This window comes from Paenibacillus sp. FSL L8-0708 (assembly GCF_038009325.1).
GTDB lineage: Bacteria > Bacillota > Bacilli > Paenibacillales > Paenibacillaceae > Paenibacillus_AQ > Paenibacillus_AQ odorifer.
Genome location: NZ_JBBPBC010000001.1, coordinates 4,905,592 through 4,924,260, shown reverse-complemented (window position 1 = coordinate 4,924,260; position 18,669 = coordinate 4,905,592). Strand labels below are relative to the sequence as shown.

At 43.8% G+C, this 18,669-nt stretch carries 17 protein-coding genes; 15 read left to right on the top strand and 2 right to left on the bottom strand.

The genetic code is table 11. The features are described from left to right. Positions 1-2: 2 nt before the first annotated feature. The gene (locus NYE58_RS23540; protein WP_341003134.1) at positions 3-1,583 is read right to left on the bottom strand and encodes a spore germination protein; all 1,581 of its coding nucleotides are present in this window, start codon (positions 1,581-1,583) and stop codon (positions 3-5) included. 336 nt (positions 1,584-1,919) lie between these two features. Here NYE58_RS23540 and NYE58_RS23535 point away from each other — a divergent pair, with 336 nt between their 5' ends. The 7 genes from NYE58_RS23535 to hcp all read left to right on the top strand — a co-directional run bounded on the left by NYE58_RS23535 (position 1,920) and on the right by hcp (position 9,764). Further along, positions 1,920-3,134 (top strand): MFS transporter, encoded by a 1,215-nt coding sequence (locus NYE58_RS23535; protein WP_341003133.1) that lies wholly within the window; start codon positions 1,920-1,922, stop codon positions 3,132-3,134. A 129-nt stretch (positions 3,135-3,263) separates the two neighbouring features. Beyond that, the gene (locus NYE58_RS23530; protein ID WP_312148262.1) at positions 3,264-3,989 is read left to right on the top strand and encodes a LytR/AlgR family response regulator transcription factor; all 726 of its coding nucleotides are present in this window, start codon (positions 3,264-3,266) and stop codon (positions 3,987-3,989) included. Then, positions 3,990-5,312 carry a GHKL domain-containing protein gene (locus NYE58_RS23525; RefSeq protein WP_341003131.1) on the top strand — a complete coding sequence of 441 codons (1,323 nt, stop codon included), beginning with the start codon at positions 3,990-3,992 and terminating at the stop codon, positions 5,310-5,312. 110 nt (positions 5,313-5,422) lie between these two features. Then, complete coding sequence (locus NYE58_RS23520) at positions 5,423-6,031, top strand: CPBP family intramembrane glutamic endopeptidase (RefSeq protein WP_076306918.1); 609 nt, start codon at positions 5,423-5,425, stop codon at positions 6,029-6,031. 199 nt (positions 6,032-6,230) lie between these two features. Further along, complete coding sequence (locus NYE58_RS23515; protein WP_076127240.1) at positions 6,231-6,788, top strand: cysteine hydrolase family protein; 558 nt, start codon at positions 6,231-6,233, stop codon at positions 6,786-6,788. A 188-nt stretch (positions 6,789-6,976) separates the two neighbouring features. Beyond that, positions 6,977-8,377: an MFS transporter gene (locus NYE58_RS23510; RefSeq protein ID WP_139332077.1), complete on the top strand. Its 1,401-nt coding sequence runs from the start codon at positions 6,977-6,979 to the stop codon at positions 8,375-8,377. A 94-nt stretch (positions 8,378-8,471) separates the two neighbouring features. Beyond that, positions 8,472-9,764 carry a hydroxylamine reductase gene (gene hcp / locus NYE58_RS23505; protein ID WP_036688774.1) on the top strand — a complete coding sequence of 431 codons (1,293 nt, stop codon included), beginning with the start codon at positions 8,472-8,474 and terminating at the stop codon, positions 9,762-9,764. Between the two features lie 137 nt (positions 9,765-9,901). Here the strand turns inward: hcp and NYE58_RS23500 are convergent, their stop codons facing one another. Continuing rightward, a complete protein-coding gene (locus tag NYE58_RS23500) occupies positions 9,902-10,660 on the bottom strand; it encodes an SDR family NAD(P)-dependent oxidoreductase (protein ID WP_076276148.1) in 759 nt (252 codons plus the stop codon). Between the two features lie 135 nt (positions 10,661-10,795). Here NYE58_RS23500 and NYE58_RS23495 point away from each other — a divergent pair, with 135 nt between their 5' ends. The 8 genes from NYE58_RS23495 (at position 10,796) to NYE58_RS23460 (ending at position 18,661) form a co-directional block, all read left to right on the top strand. Further along, the gene (locus tag NYE58_RS23495) at positions 10,796-11,167 is read left to right on the top strand and encodes a MerR family transcriptional regulator (protein ID WP_341004292.1); all 372 of its coding nucleotides are present in this window, start codon (positions 10,796-10,798) and stop codon (positions 11,165-11,167) included. Between the two features lie 288 nt (positions 11,168-11,455). Next, positions 11,456-13,387, top strand: a complete 1,932-nt coding sequence (locus tag NYE58_RS23490) for an AraC family transcriptional regulator (protein ID WP_341003130.1) — start codon at positions 11,456-11,458, stop codon at positions 13,385-13,387. A gap of 410 nt (positions 13,388-13,797) precedes the next feature. After that, positions 13,798-14,370: a hypothetical protein gene (locus tag NYE58_RS23485; RefSeq protein WP_312148251.1), complete on the top strand. Its 573-nt coding sequence runs from the start codon at positions 13,798-13,800 to the stop codon at positions 14,368-14,370. 68 nt (positions 14,371-14,438) lie between these two features. Further along, positions 14,439-15,056 (top strand): hypothetical protein, encoded by a 618-nt coding sequence (locus NYE58_RS23480; protein ID WP_341003129.1) that lies wholly within the window; start codon positions 14,439-14,441, stop codon positions 15,054-15,056. Positions 15,057-15,236: 180 nt separating this feature from the next. After that, the gene (locus tag NYE58_RS23475; protein WP_076276151.1) at positions 15,237-15,986 is read left to right on the top strand and encodes a hypothetical protein; all 750 of its coding nucleotides are present in this window, start codon (positions 15,237-15,239) and stop codon (positions 15,984-15,986) included. 37 nt (positions 15,987-16,023) lie between these two features. Beyond that, the gene (locus NYE58_RS23470) at positions 16,024-16,590 is read left to right on the top strand and encodes a hypothetical protein (RefSeq protein WP_076217881.1); all 567 of its coding nucleotides are present in this window, start codon (positions 16,024-16,026) and stop codon (positions 16,588-16,590) included. Between the two features lie 63 nt (positions 16,591-16,653). Next, positions 16,654-17,205: a DUF4303 domain-containing protein gene (locus NYE58_RS23465; protein WP_076276152.1), complete on the top strand. Its 552-nt coding sequence runs from the start codon at positions 16,654-16,656 to the stop codon at positions 17,203-17,205. 61 nt (positions 17,206-17,266) lie between these two features. Continuing rightward, positions 17,267-18,661 carry a hypothetical protein gene (locus tag NYE58_RS23460; protein ID WP_341003128.1) on the top strand — a complete coding sequence of 465 codons (1,395 nt, stop codon included), beginning with the start codon at positions 17,267-17,269 and terminating at the stop codon, positions 18,659-18,661. Positions 18,662-18,669: the final 8 nt, after the last annotated feature.

Below are 18,669 nucleotides of genomic sequence, written 5' to 3'. Positions count from 1 at the left end.
ATCTACTTCCTTCCCGAAGTCTTTTTATATAGGTGTCGATTCCGTGGTGAATGAAGCAGCAGTCTTCTCGGAAGTAGAAAAATAGAATCACGTACTCTTTTAAGATCTAACGGAGCTAACGAGTCTAAATACGGTTCTCCTAAAGAGCGCAAGGTAGCCAGATGGAGATAAATTAGAATAAAACCGACCATGATGCCAAGTCCTCCGAATGTTGCCGCGAGAATCATTAAGGGAAACCGTAAAATCCGCAGCGCAATTGCCATATTGTATTGTGGTAGCGCAAATGAGGCAATGCCCGTCAAAGCGACGACAATGACCATGACCGGAGAGGCAATCTGCGATTGAATAGCAGCTTGTCCAATGACCAAAGCCCCAACGATACTGACGGCCGATCCAATCGGTCTGGGTAAGCGTATGCCCGCTTCTCTCAATAGCTCAAAGAAAAACTCCATGATCAAAGCTTCAACCATAGCCGGAAAGGGGATTCCTTCGCGTGTGTTTAGAATGGCAAGCAGCAGAACTGTGGGAATTAGTTCGGAATGGAAGTTGGATAAGGCAATATAGGTACTGGGTAACAGCAGGGCGATGATGAAGGCAGCGACCCTAATCATTCTTATCAATGATGAAAAAATGGTCCGGTAGTAATAATCTTCACTATTCGTAAAAAACTCCATGAAATTCCCGGGACAGATCAGAATGGAAGGACTTCCGTTAACCATAGCAATAATCTTTCCGTCTAGCAGAGCTGTTATAGCTGTATCCGGTCGTTCTGTATAGCGGACTTGTGGAAATGGTGAGTAGAGCGAATCACCGATCCACCCTTCGAGATAGGAAACGTCAAGAATTTCTTCCTGATCAATACTTGCTATCCGTTGTTTGAATTGATTTAATGTTTCTGGTTTGACTACTCCATCCAGATAACCATAGGACAACGTTCTTTGAACCTGCTTACCAGAGGTAAAGAACTCGAACTTAAGATTAGTAGATTTCAGCAAACTACGAATAACACCTACATTACGCTCTAAGCTTTCTATAAAGCTGACGTGGGGACCTTGAACAGTAGGCTCTGAAATGGGCTCAGAGGTTTGGCGCTGTTCTACATCGAAGGCATAATAGGCAACGGCTTTTTGCCAACCTGTAAAGAAAAGGACAACTTTCCCATCAAGAATCCCCTTAATGGCTTGACCGATATTGTCCATTAATTCAAGCAGTGGTGATGAAACACCATTTTTTTCAAAATAGGAGATGACATCTTCAACGGTCACGTCCAAGGTGGGACCCAGCTCATGCGGAACTAAATTCTGCAAGACATCTTTAAAATAATTTGTAGGGTCAGACTTAGTAAGTGTATTGAAATAGACGGATGAGGCTTCATACTTAAGATCCGGGCCATAATGCCATGGAATAACCTTTAGGTCCGAACAATTGGCAAAACATTTATTAATAATCTGTAAGTTGTCTTCGAGAGACGCAGAGATAGCATGGGAAAAAAGACCCTTCATTGAAAGCTCATTTTCGGCTTCGAATTGAGGGTGCACCTTAGGATTAGACGGAGGTGTCTTGGCGTTAAAAAATTTCCGCATGCAATTCTCCTTAAATAAATGAGATGTTAAGTGATTTTTATCTTCTCCCTTATTTAGGAATTTATTCGGAAGGTGGAGATAGATCAAATTTTTCGCAAAAAGAACAATTGGAACTGGCTCAGGGAAGAGATGCGATGTTATAATGAACATAATTTTTTTCAGGAGGTGCTCCTTGTGACTCATTCCATTCGTTTATGGTAATCAGTGGTGCAAGACAAATGGACTCATTCATTTTTTTGAGATATGGAAATGAGTTTATTTGTGATGTGCCTGTTTCAGTGTGCCTATGCTCATGGAATGAGTTTATTTAAGTTTTTAATCAAAGGAGATGACCTTATGCAAATACAATGGAAAAAAGCCTTCGCCCTTATTTTTAGCGGACAGATTTTCTCGATTCTCACGAGTTCGATGGTTCAATTCGCGGTGATCTGGCACTTGACGGAATCGACAGGGTCAGCGGCAGTTTTGATGATTGCTGGGTTGGCAGCGTTTTTGCCGCAAGCGGTCTTGGGTCCTTTTGTAGGGGTCTGGCTGGACCGTTGGAATCGTAAAATAACGATGATTATTGCTGATAGCGCAATTGCGCTCTTCAGTCTGATATTAGGTATTTATTTCATGTGGGGGGAACCGGGACTTGGCTTTGTGTATGTCATTCTGAGCCTGCGTTCGGCGGCATCAGCCTTTCATGCTCCGGCATTTCAGGCGGCTGTTCCGTTGATTGCTCCTGAAGAAGAATTGACAAGAGTCGCGGGCTGGCAGCAGATGGTGTTCTCTTTCTCGAATGTAATGGGTCCTGCACTTGGGATAGCGGTTTACTCGGCAACTTCGCTCGGGGCAGTATTACTACTCGATGTGGCTGGGGCTTTGATTGCGAATCTGATGCTGTTCATGGTGAAGATCCATCAGCCTAAAGTGCAGTCTTCAGCTGCGCCGTCTTTCGTTCAAGAATTCCGTTTGGGTTGGAACGCACTCATTCAAGCGAAACCCATTGTGTTGATTACGGGGGCTACTGCGGTGTTTAGTATCGCATTTATGCCATTGGCGACACTGTTTCCTTATATGACATTGTCTCATTTTGGCCGTGGAGGATACAGTGCCAGCCTGGTGGAAGCGGTGTTCAGCATCGGGATGATTTTAGGTGGTCTGCTATTGTCGATGTTCTCATCTAAATGGAGCGACATTAGCTATATGAGCGTAGGTCTGCTAGTCATCGGTCTTACCTGTGTGATCAGTGGTTTGATTGGTCCGAATGCATTTGTGATTTTTGCCATTCTCTCGTTCTTGATGGGCAGTGCGGCACCCTTCTTCAATGGTCCCTTCATGGCGATGATCCAACGTTCTTTTGAACCCGAGATGCTTGGGCGTGTCATTTCACTCGTGACCAGCATTATGATGTTGTCCTCGCCAATTGGGCTGCTGTTGGCAGGACCTGTGGTGGATCGATACGGTGTGCAGCTATGGTTCCTCGGTTCAGGAATTGTGGTGATGCTGACCGCTCTGTTTATTTTCATCCAGTTTCGGCGGCTGGCGTCCGCGATTCCGATGAATTGACTAGGGTAGAAACTTCCCTGTAAAAAAGAGTTTATAGGCCGGTCCGAGAGGATCGGCTTTTTGGCGGTTCTTCATATTTTTTCAAATTATAATATGATAGAATTACGTTCACTTGGAGGGATACATAATATGAATCTTCACATTGCAATCAGTGACGATCAGAGGCAAGATGCCTCGCGATTGGAAGAATTACTCATGAAGCAGATAACCAGCCTGCAAGGGATGACTGCCTCTATTGAGATTTTTGAATCAGGCCAAACCCTGCTTCAGGCAATGACGACTACCGCATACGATATAGTTTATCTGGATATGGAGATGCCCGAGTATAACGGTATAGAAGTCGCAGAGAAGATCCGGCTCAAAGATGCCAGGGTATTAATTATCTATGTCACCAGCCATACAAGTTATATGAGAAGAAGCTTTGCGGTTCATCCCTTTCGCTATTTACTGAAACCCATTGATGAACATGAACTGCAGACCGCCACAGTCAAAGCCATTCAGCAATGCATGCAAAGAAACAACGTGCTGTCATTCTCAATCCATCATATGAGCTATAATTTAAGGGTAGATGATATTATGTATATCACGGTAGAACGAGGCAAAAAATTGGTCCTTTGTACTGAACAAGGGACTTACTCGTATTATGGCAAACTGAGAGAGTTGGAAGGACAGCTGGGATCACATGATTTTTGTCGCGTACATACGGGATTCCTAGTAAATTGGCTGTATGTTCGTTCTTTAAGCAAAGAACTTATTCAGCTGAAGAACGGGGTGGAGCTTCCCGTCAGCCGCAGTAGAAGCTCTGATTCTTTACGGTCCTACCATGCCTTTATAGAAAAGAGGCTCTTAAGATAAATGTCTTTCATCCGGGAGATTAGTCCTTACTTTTTTGGTGTATTTATGCTCGTCCTTATATATGTCTCGCAAGGGGTCACATTTTATATTTTTCTCAAGAAATTCCTGATCCTGAGCAGGAGCAAACAGTCATTTATAGGTTGTCTTATTATCTTTTATATAATTAAATCGCTTACCGCTGCTAGCTTACCTCTAGTTGATTCGGTCATCCTTCACCTGCTTGTGTATAGTCTGATTACCATTATTTATTTCCGCGGCAGTGTGCTACAAAAGCTGTTCTTTAGCAGTTTCTATACAGTGTTTACGGTGGTTATTGAGATGCTGGTATGGTCTGGGATTCAGCATATCCCACTCAATGCCGAGGGAATAGATACAGTTAATTTCTGGTGGTTATCTTTTGCTTTCCTATTTGTTGTTTTGCTAAGCATCATGTTATGTCTGCTATTGCTGCGGTTGTTCAAAGTGGATACCACAACGTTACTGTCGAATCAGGATTGGGCTGTGCTGAATCTTGTTTCTGCGGGTTCTTTGCTTATTATTATTGTGAATCTGAGAAATTCCAGTGATAAACCTTTTGATATTCCGTTTGATTTTGTATTCATCCTGCTTGGGATTCTTGTAATTAATGTGGCTGTAATGTTTATATATCAAAAGTTAATGAAACGGATGCAAATAGAATTGCATAATCATGTGCTTCAGCAGCAAGTGAAGGATTACACGAGTAAACTGAAAGTTAATCAGGAAGCACAGCGTTTGCGGCATGATCTGAACCATGTGTTGATCCTTATTCATTCTCTGCTGGACGAAGGAGCTGTACAAGAAGCCAAGCGATATATTGCGGAGCTTGCTTCGACACAGGAGGCAGGAGAAAAGTATATTTCTTCTGGAAATATAGCTATTGATGCCATCTATAATGAGAAGTTCGCCAAAGCCGAGCTACATCAAGTTACAATGCAATCTCATTTTCGCATCCCGCAGGACCTGTTACTTGCAGGCAAAGAGGTTGAAATTGCAATTATTTTAGGCAATGCATTAGATAATGCAATCGAAGGGGTTCAGAGATTACCAGAGTCAGAGCAGAATGTTATTGGGCTGGAAGTGATTTATTGCGACGGGTTATTGGTGATTTCTTTAAAGAATCCTGCATCTCTGCTTACAGAGGACGGGCAGGGCTCTTTTTTGTCCAGCAAGCGGAACTTTGGGCGTAGAGGGTTCGGAATCGAAAGCATTGAGTATGCAGTTCAACAGCTTCAAGGAAGCGTCAGTTTCAGATATGAGAATGGGCAGTTCATGATGTTGGCGGTATTACCACTGCCTGAGTAGCAATCCGCAACCAACTACTCCACCTAACCTGCAAGTTACGGTCTCTTTCCGCTGGTAAGCAGCGGTCCATGATATATTGAGGCTGTTCTTATTAAAGGGAGGGTATTCCGTTGACATTGTCATTGCTCATCAGTGCAGTCCTTCAGCTCATCTTATTCAGCATCATTCCCTATACATACTGGTTTTTTACAAGCAGAACAACTTCATCCTTTGCCATGTGGATTGGCTGGAAGAAACCCCACTTGCTTTCTAGGAAGCAGTTCATACTATGGTTTATACTTACAATGACTATATTCACCAGCCTGGGAATGCTTACAGCAATCTATATGCTGGATAAGAATACTTTGGCCAGCTCACAGTTTTATGGTACAGGTCTTAAAGGTTTGATTCCGGCATTGATTTATTCTTGGTTACAGACTAGCTTGTCCGAAGAGATTCTGTTCCGCGGCTTCATTGGTAAACGGTTAAGTTCGAAATTCGGATTCGGAATTGGAAACTGTGCTCAAGCTTTATTATTTGGTGTCGTACATGCTGTGCTGTTATACAGCAGTTCCGGATTATTGAATTCTGCTGTTGTAATGATTCTTACAGGTTTTGTGGGTTGGAGCATCGGAATGTTGGATGAGAAATTATCCGGCGGTTCGATCATTCCAGGTTGGGTTCTGCACGGGCTGACTAATCTGATTTCCACCATTTTTATGATGTATCAATGGATGTAGCAATCAAAGTTTTTAGAGAGTACATTTTAAAAATATGGTAAACTAAAAAAGTCTTAAATTATAAGATTAAAGTTTATATACCATTTTTATTGGGAGGTAGATATTATGAAAAACAATGTCAGCTTGCAAAATGATATGGGGATAACGTTTAACTGATCAAGCGTTGACGTTTCCCCACCATTCGAAAGGGGAAAATCATTTGAATCAGGTATTATTAATCATCGATGCACAACAAGAATTAATGGATGGAAACGAAAAGGAAAGTGCAGTATTCAATAAAGAGCAGCTTATCCGGAATATTAATAAAGTGATTGAACAAGCAAAAGAAGCCGATGTCGAAGTTGTGTTCGTTAGGGATCTAGATGTCGCTGAAGGAACAGGTACAGGCTTTCAAGTTCACAATGAAATCAACAGGTCTGCAAATGCCAAAATCTTTGATAAGCTGGCAACGAATTCTTTTCACGGAACTGAGCTGCTACAATATCTGAAAGATCAGCAGATTGAGCATGTGGTGATTATGGGATGTAAAACTCAACACTGCATCGATACTGCGGTTCGGACGGCTACGGTTAGCGGCATGGATGTTACATTGGTCGGAGATGGTCATTCTACAACGGACAATGATGTTTTAAGTGCAGAACAAATCATCAAGCATCACAATAAAACATTACATGGGCACTACAATGTCGAACATTTTTCTATGGTCAGAAGTTCCGAAGAAGATTTGTTTCGCCCAACGCATGACTCTTATAGATAATAATTCAGTGGCGGCACTTAAATGTGCCGCTTTTTGCTGTTTTGCATTATCTCTGATTTTCGTCACCTATACTGATAGACATATTCGCCTAAACCATTCCCATCCCATCTTTATGGGATTGTTCTTGCAAGGGATCTACTTATAATTGTTAGTAATTCTTAAACAATATGAGTAGGGACGGGATCAACATGATGGCAGCAAAAGATATAGAGTTTAAAAGCACACACGGGCAGCGGCTGGGAATGATGGCGGCTATTTGTATGGGGGCGTTTATTTCCCATTTTACAGCTGGAATTGTGAATGTGTCGCTTCCTTTTATTGTGAATTATTTTCAGACAGAGCTTGGGAAGGGATTATGGATCACAACAGGTTATCTGCTAGTGATTACGGCTCTTCTTCCTATTATGGGGAAACTGGGAGACCGTTATGGTTTTCGCCGGATTCACAATCTTGGATTTGTGATTTTTACTGTGGGTTCTATCCTGGTCGCTTTTTCACCTAATCTGCCAATATTGCTAACGCTCAGAGTTGTACAGGGAGTAGGAGCTGCGATGTTCCAAGCAACTAATATTGCACTCATCACCATTCATATGCCGAAAGAGCAAAGAGGTCGTGCACTCGGAATTTTAAGTACAGCTGTCGCGCTGGGCGGGATGACGGGACCTATAGCGGGAGGTTTGATTGCAGAGTGGCTGAGCTGGAAATGGTTATTTTTAATCCATGTTCCTGTGGCGATTGTGGCTACAATTATGGCATATCGGTACATCCCGAACCGTGTGCAAGAGCGCAAGCCGGGTGCTATCAGCTTCGTGGGGGCCAGCTTGTTTATGGCATTCATCACCTTGGTCCTTCTCGTAATAACAAATGGGAGCAAATGGGGCTGGGTGTCCGTGCGGACAATGACAAGTTTGGTGGGGGTTTCCTTGTTGTTGATTACTTTTCTATTCTGGGAGCGGAAGCAAAAGAATCCTTTTCTACCCTTACAAGCATTGAAAATTCCAACTGTAGCGGGAGGCTTGATCGTTAGCTGTGCCTCTTTTATTTTATCTAATACATTGCTTGTCCTCATTCCATTTTATTTGATGGGGGCGTCGGCTCCGTTCTCGTCATCTACGACAGGATATATTATGGCGGCTTATCCCATTGCCTTGGCGTTTGCAGGTCCTCTCGCAGGCTACTGCTCCGACCGTTATGGCTCTCATCGTCTGATGCTTATGGGACTGAGCTGCATGGGAAGCGGGTTTATCTTGTTACTGGTGTATTTAGATCATATACCGATTTATGGAATCGCGGCGATTCTATCTCTTATTGGCCTTGGTATGGGGCTCATTGCCTCTCCTAATAATAGCTTCATTATGCAGCAGACACCTCGGGAACACGTGGGTTCGATTGGCGGATTAATTGCTTTAACAAGAAATGCGGGTATGGTCTTTGGCTCAGCACTTGGACTTGGTGTGATGAGTGGAGAGACAGGACAAGGGAGTCAGTTGCAGGCGTTCAAATTGGTTTTTGAGATTAATATTTTCATTTGTTTAAGCGTTATTGTATTAATGGTTGTTATAAATAGAAGGACATTTAAATCTGCTTGATCTAAAAAAAATGTGTGTGTAATCACAACTCAAGCTTTGGTGTTCTGTTACGTTGGAAGTAACGAATGATTATCTAGATATGGAGGATAACGATATGTTTTGTTACCAATGTGAACAGACACCGAATGGCGGATGCACCGTTGTAGGGGTATGTGGCAAAAATGAAACCATTGCGAGTTTGCAGGATACGATGATTTTTGCATTAAAAGGAATTGCAGCGTATGCGACACATGCCCGGCAGCTAGGATATAGCGATCCCGAGGTGGATCGTATCACCCACGAAGCTTTGTATATGACGTTGACCAATTCCAACTTTAATACACAGGAACATTTGGAGATGGCGATGAAGGTCGGGGATGCGGCGGTTCGCATCATGGATGTACTGGATCGTGCGCATACGGACCGCTTTGGCATTCCGCAACCGATCACAGTCAGTCAGAACAAAATTGAAGGTCAATGTATTGTTGTAACAGGACATAATTTATATGCGCTGGAGGAATTACTGCGGCAGACAGAGGGGAAAGGCATCAACATTTATACCCACTCAGAAATGCTGCCTGCGCATGGATATCCTGCACTCAAAAAGTATAAACATCTGAAAGGCAACATCGGCAAAGCATGGTATGATCAGCGTAGATTGTTCGAGCAGTTTCCCGGTGCAATTCTTGCTACCACAAACTGTGTAATGCCGATTAAAGGCACGTATGCAGACCGCTTTTTCTCATATGAAGTAGCGGGGCTGGAAGGTGTAGAGAAAATAACGGGCGACGATTTCTCCCCATTAATTAATCGTGCGTTGTCCCTACCTGCGGCTGATGTAGAGTCAGATCTGGTACTTACGACCGGATATCATCATGAAACTGTAATCGGGTTAGCACCAGAGATCATTCAAGCTGTCAAAGACGGGCATATCCGCCGGTTTTTCGTCATTGCTGGTTGTGATGCGCCAGGTACTGGCGGGAATTACTACCGTGAGTTGGCGACTTCCTTACCGAACGATACTGTCATTTTAACGACTTCTTGCGGAAAGTTCCGTTTCAATGACGTAGATTATGGCACCGTTGGAGACACCGGTATTCCGCGTTACATTGACCTTGGGCAATGTAATAATTCCGGTTCTACAGTGAAGATTGCCATGGCTCTGGCTGAGGCATTTGAGTGTACGGTGAACGAGCTGCCTGTCAGCATCGTGCTGTCTTGGTTTGAGCAAAAAGCAGTAGCCATTCTGCTAGGCTTGTTCAGTCTCGGCATTCAGGACATTCGCATCGGACCAAAGCCACCCGAGTTTATTTCACCAGGTGTACTGGATGTTCTGGTAGAGCTTTTTGGATTGAAGCTAATTACTACTGCTGAAGAAGATATGAACGCGATGTTGGCGTTGTCGTAGAGTAAAAATCAAAGGTTGCCGCCCATAAGGGATTGGTAGCCTTTTTTTGATAGGGGATTTAGGTGATACATCATTGTTGAAGCATAGCGATCCGTAATGGATGGTCATGCTTCTTAACTTGCCATTACAAGATGAGCTTATCGCGTGCTCGCCACATAATTATAGAGGGTATCTCTCAACTCGAACTCGTACGTCAAACCATTAACAATCCCCACAACATGATCGTTATCATACAGGTCAAGCATGAATCCAGCCATTTCCTTCGCGGTATGATATTTCGGCACAGTCCCATGATATTCGAATTCGGGGACATCGAAAGAAAGCTTCGCGAATTCTGTTTCTGTTGCGGCAGGTGCTAGCACTTTAGCCTGCATAAGTGCACCTTGACTCTTCAACTCATGAGAGAGTCCTTCAGTAAAGGCACTCACATAGAACTTAGTCGCACAGTACGTAATGGCATTTCCCACAATCGTATAGCCGCCACCGGATGAAACGTTGATTAATTGTGTTCCTTCAACATTGGAATAATCACGAACGAATAGAGAGGAAAGGATCGTCAACGATTCAATGTTCAGATGCAGCATTGCAGAAATTTTATCTAAATCTTGCTTGGCCACTGAAGCGAAATTTCCAAACCCCGCATTGTTGATCCAAGTTTCGATTTCGAACCCTTGTAGATCCTCATAAAGCTTATAAGCATTACTAGAAACGGATAAGTCAGTTACTCGAATAACGACATCTACATCGGGGGAGTTATGATTGATTTCAGATTTTAGCTCCTCCAGTTGCTCCCTTCTGCGGGCTGTAACAATTAAGTTTTTACCGCGAGCCGCAAAGGCTAGAGCGGTTTCAAAACCTATACCTGAACTGGCGCCTGTAATTACAGTATATTTCATGTGAATTCCTCCGTTTTTACAAGAATATTTAGTATTTCAACAACGATGTAATCATAAAGCTTAGAGTTTACTCTAAGTCAAATATTTTTTATAATTATGGGGACTCTTAAAATCAACATAGATTCGGGGGCTTGTATGTATTCGATCAGCGATGTAGCCAAATTACTAGGGATTACCGCATATACACTGAGATATTATGAAAAGGAAAAGATTATTGCTCCGATGCGGAATGCGAATGGAGAAAGAATATATGATGACTCCAATCTTGCTTGGCTGCGATTTGTGATGAGGTTGAAACAAACCCAAATGCCGATCTCACAAATTAGAGAATATGCGCAGTTATATTTAGAAGGAGAGCATACGGCCCAAGCCCGCTTGAACCTTCTTGAGAATCATAGTAACTCTATACAGAACCAAATCAGAAACTTAACAGCCACAGAGAAGATGTTGAAAGACAAAATTGCAGCCTACAAAAATTCCCTTGCGAAAGAGACAGGCATTTACTAAGCAGGCGACATAAAAGTATGCCAATGATTAAGATAATTGTGAGATCAAAAAAAGGGCCCTCACGATTCATTGATAGACGCTAGTTCCGCACGTATGTTTGCGGATCAGCGTCTTTTGCTTTTGGGCTAGGCTCCGGCAAAATAGCCGTATGCCTCGCTATTCGCATCCTCGTCTCATTCGGCAACACCTTATTGACAGCGCTAGACGTATTCGTTATTGTGTTTAGAAACATGATTCAATTGAGAATGATTATCTCTTGAGAATTTAAAGGGAGTTTGCGAATCAGTTATGGATGTTCTGAAACTTATACAAATATGGAACCAGGTGATTATGAGTGTACTGGACGTACGGCTAAAACAGGCCGGAATCGACAACGATTTGAATCAATACCGTTTGCCGGCAAGCGCATTTTTATTCGCTTTTCAAGGACAAGGCGAGTTGTGGGTTGACGATGAGGTATGGCTGTGCGATCGTTTCCATGTACTACACGCCGGCAAAGGCTCTCTGGTGACGGTTCGGAGCCGAGAAGCGCTGAATGTATATATCGTACTCTACAAAGCGTTTCTCCCCGCTTCGGCCTCGTGCGAATTTCATATGATGATGGAGGAATCCGACCCGTTTCTGGAAAGCTGGGGGTTCCCGCCTGGCGAACCGCTGGCCATGCTTGAGCTGCTTCAAACGATACGCGACGGTTGGCTTAAATCTGACGACGGATTGACCCGGCTGTCGGCCAAGGGAGACTTTATCCGCTTCGTTCACGCTGTCCTGAGGGAGCGTCTGTTCGGAGCCGGCGAGCCCTCTTTATCGGAGCAAGTTATTCGACATTTGTCCAGGAATTATCGCCAGCCGATCTCGTTTGAGGAGCTTGCTCGGCAATTGAATTACAGCCAACAATATATATCGCGAAAATTTAAAGAACAGACAGGGCTCAGTCCGCTGGACTACGTCATTCGTTTCCGAATGGAAGATGCGAAGGCTCTGCTGGCCGGCACGATAGCAACACAACAGGAAATAGCATCACATGTCGGTTATCCGGACCTCATTTATTTCAGCCGCATGTTCAAAAAGCATGCCGGCATGACGCCAGGTCAATATCGTAAACGATACGGCCAGTTCGTTTCAGATTATGCAAGGAATAGGTCACAATCGTCCGTTGTTCTAAGCCGGTCATTAAGCTATCCTTTTTATGTGAGTGATATTGATTATCAATTTCAACAGGATGGGGCGAATAAAATGACTAGAGCAACCCGAAGTTTTTATGCAGTGATGCTGTTATGTTTGACCGTGATGTTAACAGCTTGTGGCGGGTCGGTGAACAACGGAGGTGCAACGAACAGCCAGGTTGCCGTCAGCGCTTCTCCAACCATGATCACTCAAGAGTCAGAGGTTTTGGCATCTTCTGAGATCAAGGTAGTCAAGACCGCTTTCGGCGATGTCGAAGTTCCTGCACACCCTCAGCGCGTAGCGGCAATTTCTTATCTCGGCACCGTACTTGCTCTGGAAGTCCAGCCGATCGCAGCCGAATCGTTCTTGATGTCGAGTCCTTATCTCGAGGGAATGCTGGACGTCGTGACGGATGTAGGCGACTCGTTAGAGAAGCTGCTGGAACTCAATCCGGATTTAATCATAACGCATAATCCACAGCCTGAGGTAGTCGAGAAATATCAGATGATCGCACCTACGGTATCGGTTCCTTACAATCAGTTTGTATCCATTCAGGAAGAAATGCTGTATTTTGGCGAGTTGCTGGATAGACGTGAGGAAGCGGAGAAATGGAACGAAAATTTCGAGAAGGAAATTGCAGACATTCGGGAGAAAGTCCAACAAGCCGTTCCCGAAGGAGAGACGCTTTCGATTATGCAAGAGTACGATGGAAACGTGAGCCTTTTTGGTCCGAAATCGGGACGAGGCGGCCGGCTGATGTATGAAATAATGGGGCTGAAGCCGCCGACGACGGTTCCAGAATTTATGCTGAAGGAATCCTACTATGAATTTTCGCTGGAGAAACTTTCGGAGTACATGGGTGATTATTTGATTCTGACGACGGAAGCCAGCTTGGAATCGCTGCAGGCTGATCCAATCTGGGGGTCGCTAGAGCCGATTCGCAACAATCGGGTATTTTTATGGACGGAGAACCAATCCTGGTACCGCGACCCAATCGCCGTGAAAAGACAAATCAACGATTTGACCGACTGGATCATCGAGGCAGCGAGTCGGTAACTGCCTAGAGTAAGGATTGATCGAACGGTAATATAAAATCAGAACTTGCCGTTACAGCCAGCGCGCTGATCCTTATCATAAGTGACGACGAAAAAATTTTGTTTTGGAAAGATGAAGAGTGTTGTGGGGGTGCGGAATAGCTCGACTGAGGGTGTCCTAAACGTCATAAAATGGCAGAGGGATACCCTCCTTTTTTTAAGAGCGGAGTGGGGAAGGGACTAGAGATTGTGTTGAACGGTCAAGGTTATAACTCTTTCTGTGCAAAGGTTATTTCTAAAATCCAGGTGAAAAGTAGGTAGACTCAGGACAAGCGATCACTATAATGGAAATATGAGACATTCATAGAACCGATCAATAGGATATAAATAAGAATCCGGCTGATTAAAAAAGCGATTAGAGGAGGCCATTTCGTGGGAAGATCATTCGCAAATTTGCATATCAAGTCGAATAACCTTGAGAAGACTGTCGAAGCATTAAGAGAGCTAAGCGAAGGGCATGCCAAAGTATTAGGCAAGAAAAATCATGAAGCTCCAGAGAGCAAAGTTGTCATGTATGTAAGCAAAAGCAACGAAAACTGGATCAGCGTGCTCCACGATTATTTTGTATGGGGTACGGTGAAGAAGGCCGGTAAAACGTTGTCCCAGCTTACCGGGGAGCCAGTGATGACCGCCGGATATATGAATGAGGAGATATTCGAGTTGTCGTTGTTCGAGAATGGAGACATTCAAGCCGAAAAGATCTTTTGTGAGCAGTGGACGAGGGATGAATATGAACAACTCCGGGAAGAGCGTCTCAATGATGATTACTTGCGAAAAGCGTTGGATATCCGTAATGAGGATTTTGACGGCTTCATTGGCATTACGAGTCCGGGACTAGCCGTAGATAAGCTGTCAGAAATCGTAAGCATGTCTTTATGGAGTGACTGGGAGTGGATCCCGTACGAAGAAGCTCTCAAAAATCGATTTGTGAAATATGAATTTTGAAAATACACGAGTAAATGGCTAAGGACCTCTGAGATGACATTTTAATACATGGCGGTGAGCAAAAAGAAATGGATAAATTAAAGAACAGCGGATTTTATAAACTTAGATTCTTCATCAGGCCGGAAGAGTTTGAAAGCGTTTTGAAGCATTTTGAACATAAGCAAGCGCAATTTCATCTAACCAATTATGCCCAGACAGAGCATGATCTGAAACAGGTGTATGAAGCATATCAGACCTTTTATCATTATTTTACGGCAGAGAAAAAAAGGAATGAGGGTCCCCCTTTCTTTGTTTATTCCATTTCTGTTACGTCTGATAATGAAAGCTCCGGATTTTTCGCGAGAAATGAGAGTGTCTATTTTCCATATTACGGACAATGGGCAGAGGATGAACTGCCGTGTATCTTGCTATCATTTCCTAAAGGCTTTCAAATAGCTTTGGAAGATGAAAAAGGGAAGTATTATATCTATGAGGATATTCGGGATCATAAGCCGTTAACATATACGTTTTTCGATGAAATAACGGGTGCTATTAAAAAAATGACAAAGCCGCTTCGCTTCTCAGCGCATGATGCAGATGCTATGAAGGAGCAAAAGCCTTCTGTGCGTATAAGCCATGGTGCGATTCACGATTTGAGCAAATCGTGGATTTTCAATAAATATGGGCTTGTGATGGGTGGCAAATAGTTCAGGGCAAATTACACCGAGGCATTGACCAAGCTGGAGAATTCAAAAATTGGGGATTGATATGTTGCACTCTCTAAAATTTCAGTATTATCTTGGATAAAAAAGCTGCTCAACCTGCAATATTTTAAAGAATTCACTATCTGGAAGAGTTGCATGTTGGGGGCAGCAGGAGGAGTATTTATGTACATCGTATCTCGGCCAAAACCGCTGTCTGATGGTCAAAACCAAGCACTTGCAAAGGAAGACGCCACTGTTTATCCACCGGGCTACCTCCGGTTTTTGCGGCGATTCGGCGAAGGGACTTACAGAGGGTGGCTGAATGTTCAGTTTCCGGATGCGGAGGTGCTTAAATCTTTTGCAGAGTACGGATTATGGGAGCATGACGAGAATAGCCCCATTACTGAACAACAGATCGATGAGTGTATCGTTATAGGTACAACGGTGGACGGTGATTTTCTGGCAATACATCCCCAGACAACTGGGCTGCTTTGGCTACCTCGGCATGCGGAGCACGTAAAGGCGATTTCCCTGCAGGCAGGGGAGCAGGAAGACGAAGGGTTGTACGCCTTGGTGCTGGACGAAATTTATCGTCAGGTGTATGGAATCAGTCAAGGGGAGAGCGTCTATTATGAACCGTGGACGGGCACTCGCAGCCATCGCTTTTTGCGTTTGCCACAAGGGCAAGCCCAGCTTACGCTACCCGAACTGGCTGGATTGTGCCAACATGAATTTCCGCCGGATTTGTTTATTGAGAATGCCTATGTTTGTTTCCTGTTCTACCGGCAGCTGGGAGGATATGTACGGTTGAATTATGCCTACCAGCAAGAGGTGGCCATCTTCTATGAACAGGATATGGGTCAGGCGTTTGCCGTAATGGAGCAGTGGCTCTTATCGAAAGGCTGCGAAGCGATTTCAGAAAATAACAGCTAATCTGGGTGCTCCGTAAGTCTGGGAGAGGGAGGTATGCATGAAACTAGTTTTTACTTTGGATACACATGGAACGTGTGTGGGTCAATTGAGAGATGAACTGCTGCCCTTAGAGGAATTAGCAAATACATGGGAGTTTCCCTATGATATCTTTTTTGTGTTGCGTGTTTTACCTGAAGGTTATGGCCGAAAAACATCCAGACGGCTTGATAGCAGGGATCATACCCTCGAATTAGATATCAGCATAAGTTATGAGCAGTACCAACGGATGTCCAAGCATGAGCAACGTGAGGGATTAGGTATTCACCTTTTTAACTATTTGTCAGAGTCAGTTGCTAAATATAATAAGCATGCAGATAAGGAAACCCAAAATCAACTACTGGACCTAGTGAAAAAATGGATGCTCGAAAACAATTGGCTAAATGGAAAGTTAAATCAAGCACGGGACCTACTTTCGCAAGACATGGATCTTTATGAAGTCAGCCAGAAATTGCAGATGCCATTAGAAGAGATTGAGTATATCCTTCTCCGTATGAATGACTATGAGCCAACTGATGTTCATCCTGATAACCTTGTAGTAGAAAAAGCACCGCCATATCATTTCTAGAAGGCTGGAGCAAATAGAAGACATCCTGCCTGAACGGATCAACTAACGGAAAGGAGGAAGCCGATGCAAGAAATAGAGAGGCTGGCGATAGAGATCGCCGATGCTGCTAGAACGTCTTTTCGCGCTCTTTTTGAAAATGGCGAATGTTACTATTACTGTACCCTTTACACTACTGGCGAGGGACATGCGCCAAGTATCTCCGCCTGGTCGTGGGAAGCTTTGGAGGTAGAAGCAGCCAGGCAAGGCGTCGAAAGTGACACACCGGCATCGGCGATTGCGGAACTTATCAAATGGTCTTATGCGGATTCGCCCTATTGTTGTTTCGGCGATGAGAACTTTGATAATGTTAAACAACGATTTACCGATCGTTCTTTCATTGCGGTTCTTGAGGATGACGAAGGGAATCGCGAGTTTGATTTGAGGCTGAAGGCCATGGAGCTGGCGATGAAAATACTCGATGATGAAGGTGTGTTTGCCTTGAATCAACTGCGAGAGTCAGTATGCGTCCTTGTCGAAGTCATGCCGCCGGATGAGATCAATACTGAAATCGCCCTCCGTTTGAATCGGGCAGAATCTCCAGCTATGCAAGTATGGTTGGAGGAAGCGGCGGAGTAGAAGCCTCCGCTTTCGGAAATCGTCTACTATATTCGGATTTAAAATGAGAGGAAAATAATTTATGAGCAATCTTTTCAGATTCATTCCTATTAGCCAACTAGCAGATAAATTTCCCGAAGGATCTTGGTGGGCGAAGTTTTACCAAGATTTTAGTGACGAGCAACTTGCCGCTTACTATGAAGGGGATTTGACGCTGCCTTCTCTTAATCTAGATTGGGAGCAACCTTTCCCGCAACAAAAAGAGGTAATCATCATTTTTATAGAAGGAAATTTTACTGTAGACAATCTTTATAATAAAGAAACGGATGGTGCCATAGGGCTTTTGGTGACCGGTAATATGAGTGCGAAAAATATAGCTGTAGGCGGTCAGGAAATTTATGTTTCGGGCAACCTGATGATTGAGGAAATATTATGTGGCTCCTACAATCATGGGGAAACGATTGTTAAAGGTGATCTCAGCGCTGCGGTTTTGGTTCAGGATGACGAGTACAGTTTCAAAGTGGACGGACATAAATCGATCGCCTGCTTAGTAAATGTGTGGGAGGGGGACGGCGTATTTCAGGAGCTTCCGGTAGACATTCATGAAGTGTTGATTGATGAAGTTTTTTGGGATATGGAAGAGGATGAGGAGGACTTTTCCTTTGGTACACTGGTGAACGTAATTAAAGAAGGCCGTTCTGCTCTAAAAAAAATAAAGGAATCCCCCGCTAGCAAGAAAGCTATTCATTTATATTTCACCCATAACACAATCAATGAAGAAAATATATTGAAGTTGACGCAGTGTATTTTAATGCCAAGTGACAAGCCTTCTTTTAATTTTCGGGAGCAAGACGTTTTTTTCAAAGTTCAACTGGAGCATATTGATGCTGACGGGGATGAGCGGGATCTTAGCGTTTATATGAATGATAACCGGCATCACTATTATATTTGGCTGGAGCAAGATCATTCTGTCGGTTTGTTGAAGAGAACCATAGAAGAAGGGTCTGAGTGGGAGGACATTACAGAAGAGTCTCAGGAACAACTAGCAGAGATTAGCGACTGCTGGACGATGTTGCTGACCTGCGTTAATATGGCTGAGCTTTATTTACGAAACATTGAGGTACAGTATGTGCAAGACATTTTGCAACACACTGTAATTCGGGAATTATATTCGGAAGTGGAGGAGAATGGCGGGTTCTGGGACGGCTCTAAATGTTACAGCTTCCGTCAAACGCATACGGACGAGGACGGAGACCTTCTACATGGTCGGATTGAAATCAGGACTCCAGATGAAGCGTATTATTTTTATACAGTGGACAATGGAACTTATGTTTCCCGGCATTATCAGCCGCCCGATCAATATGGCAAGCAGGACATGTCCTATTTGGATCTTAGGCGCTGGGAAGCATCAGAGCGGTATTTTACAAGATTCAAACAATTTATTACTGAGAAGATAGAGTCAGGTATGAATGGTTAGATCTTGAT

Coding starts and splice junctions, on each gene's coding strand:
- NYE58_RS23540 (WP_341003134.1), bottom strand. CDS start 1,583: ATGCGGAAATTTTTTAACGCCAAGACACCTCCGTCTAATCCTAAGGTG.
- NYE58_RS23535 (WP_341003133.1), top strand. CDS start 1,920: ATGCAAATACAATGGAAAAAAGCCTTCGCCCTTATTTTTAGCGGACAG.
- NYE58_RS23530 (WP_312148262.1), top strand. CDS start 3,264: ATGAATCTTCACATTGCAATCAGTGACGATCAGAGGCAAGATGCCTCG.
- NYE58_RS23525 (WP_341003131.1), top strand. CDS start 3,990: ATGTCTTTCATCCGGGAGATTAGTCCTTACTTTTTTGGTGTATTTATG.
- NYE58_RS23510 (WP_139332077.1), top strand. CDS start 6,977: ATGATGGCAGCAAAAGATATAGAGTTTAAAAGCACACACGGGCAGCGG.
- hcp (WP_036688774.1), top strand. CDS start 8,472: ATGTTTTGTTACCAATGTGAACAGACACCGAATGGCGGATGCACCGTT.
- NYE58_RS23500 (WP_076276148.1), bottom strand. CDS start 10,660: ATGAAATATACTGTAATTACAGGCGCCAGTTCAGGTATAGGTTTTGAA.
- NYE58_RS23495 (WP_341004292.1), top strand. CDS start 10,796: ATGTATTCGATCAGCGATGTAGCCAAATTACTAGGGATTACCGCATAT.
- NYE58_RS23490 (WP_341003130.1), top strand. CDS start 11,456: ATGGATGTTCTGAAACTTATACAAATATGGAACCAGGTGATTATGAGT.
- NYE58_RS23480 (WP_341003129.1), top strand. CDS start 14,439: ATGGATAAATTAAAGAACAGCGGATTTTATAAACTTAGATTCTTCATC.
- NYE58_RS23475 (WP_076276151.1), top strand. CDS start 15,237: ATGTACATCGTATCTCGGCCAAAACCGCTGTCTGATGGTCAAAACCAA.
- NYE58_RS23470 (WP_076217881.1), top strand. CDS start 16,024: ATGAAACTAGTTTTTACTTTGGATACACATGGAACGTGTGTGGGTCAA.
- NYE58_RS23465 (WP_076276152.1), top strand. CDS start 16,654: ATGCAAGAAATAGAGAGGCTGGCGATAGAGATCGCCGATGCTGCTAGA.
- NYE58_RS23460 (WP_341003128.1), top strand. CDS start 17,267: ATGAGCAATCTTTTCAGATTCATTCCTATTAGCCAACTAGCAGATAAA.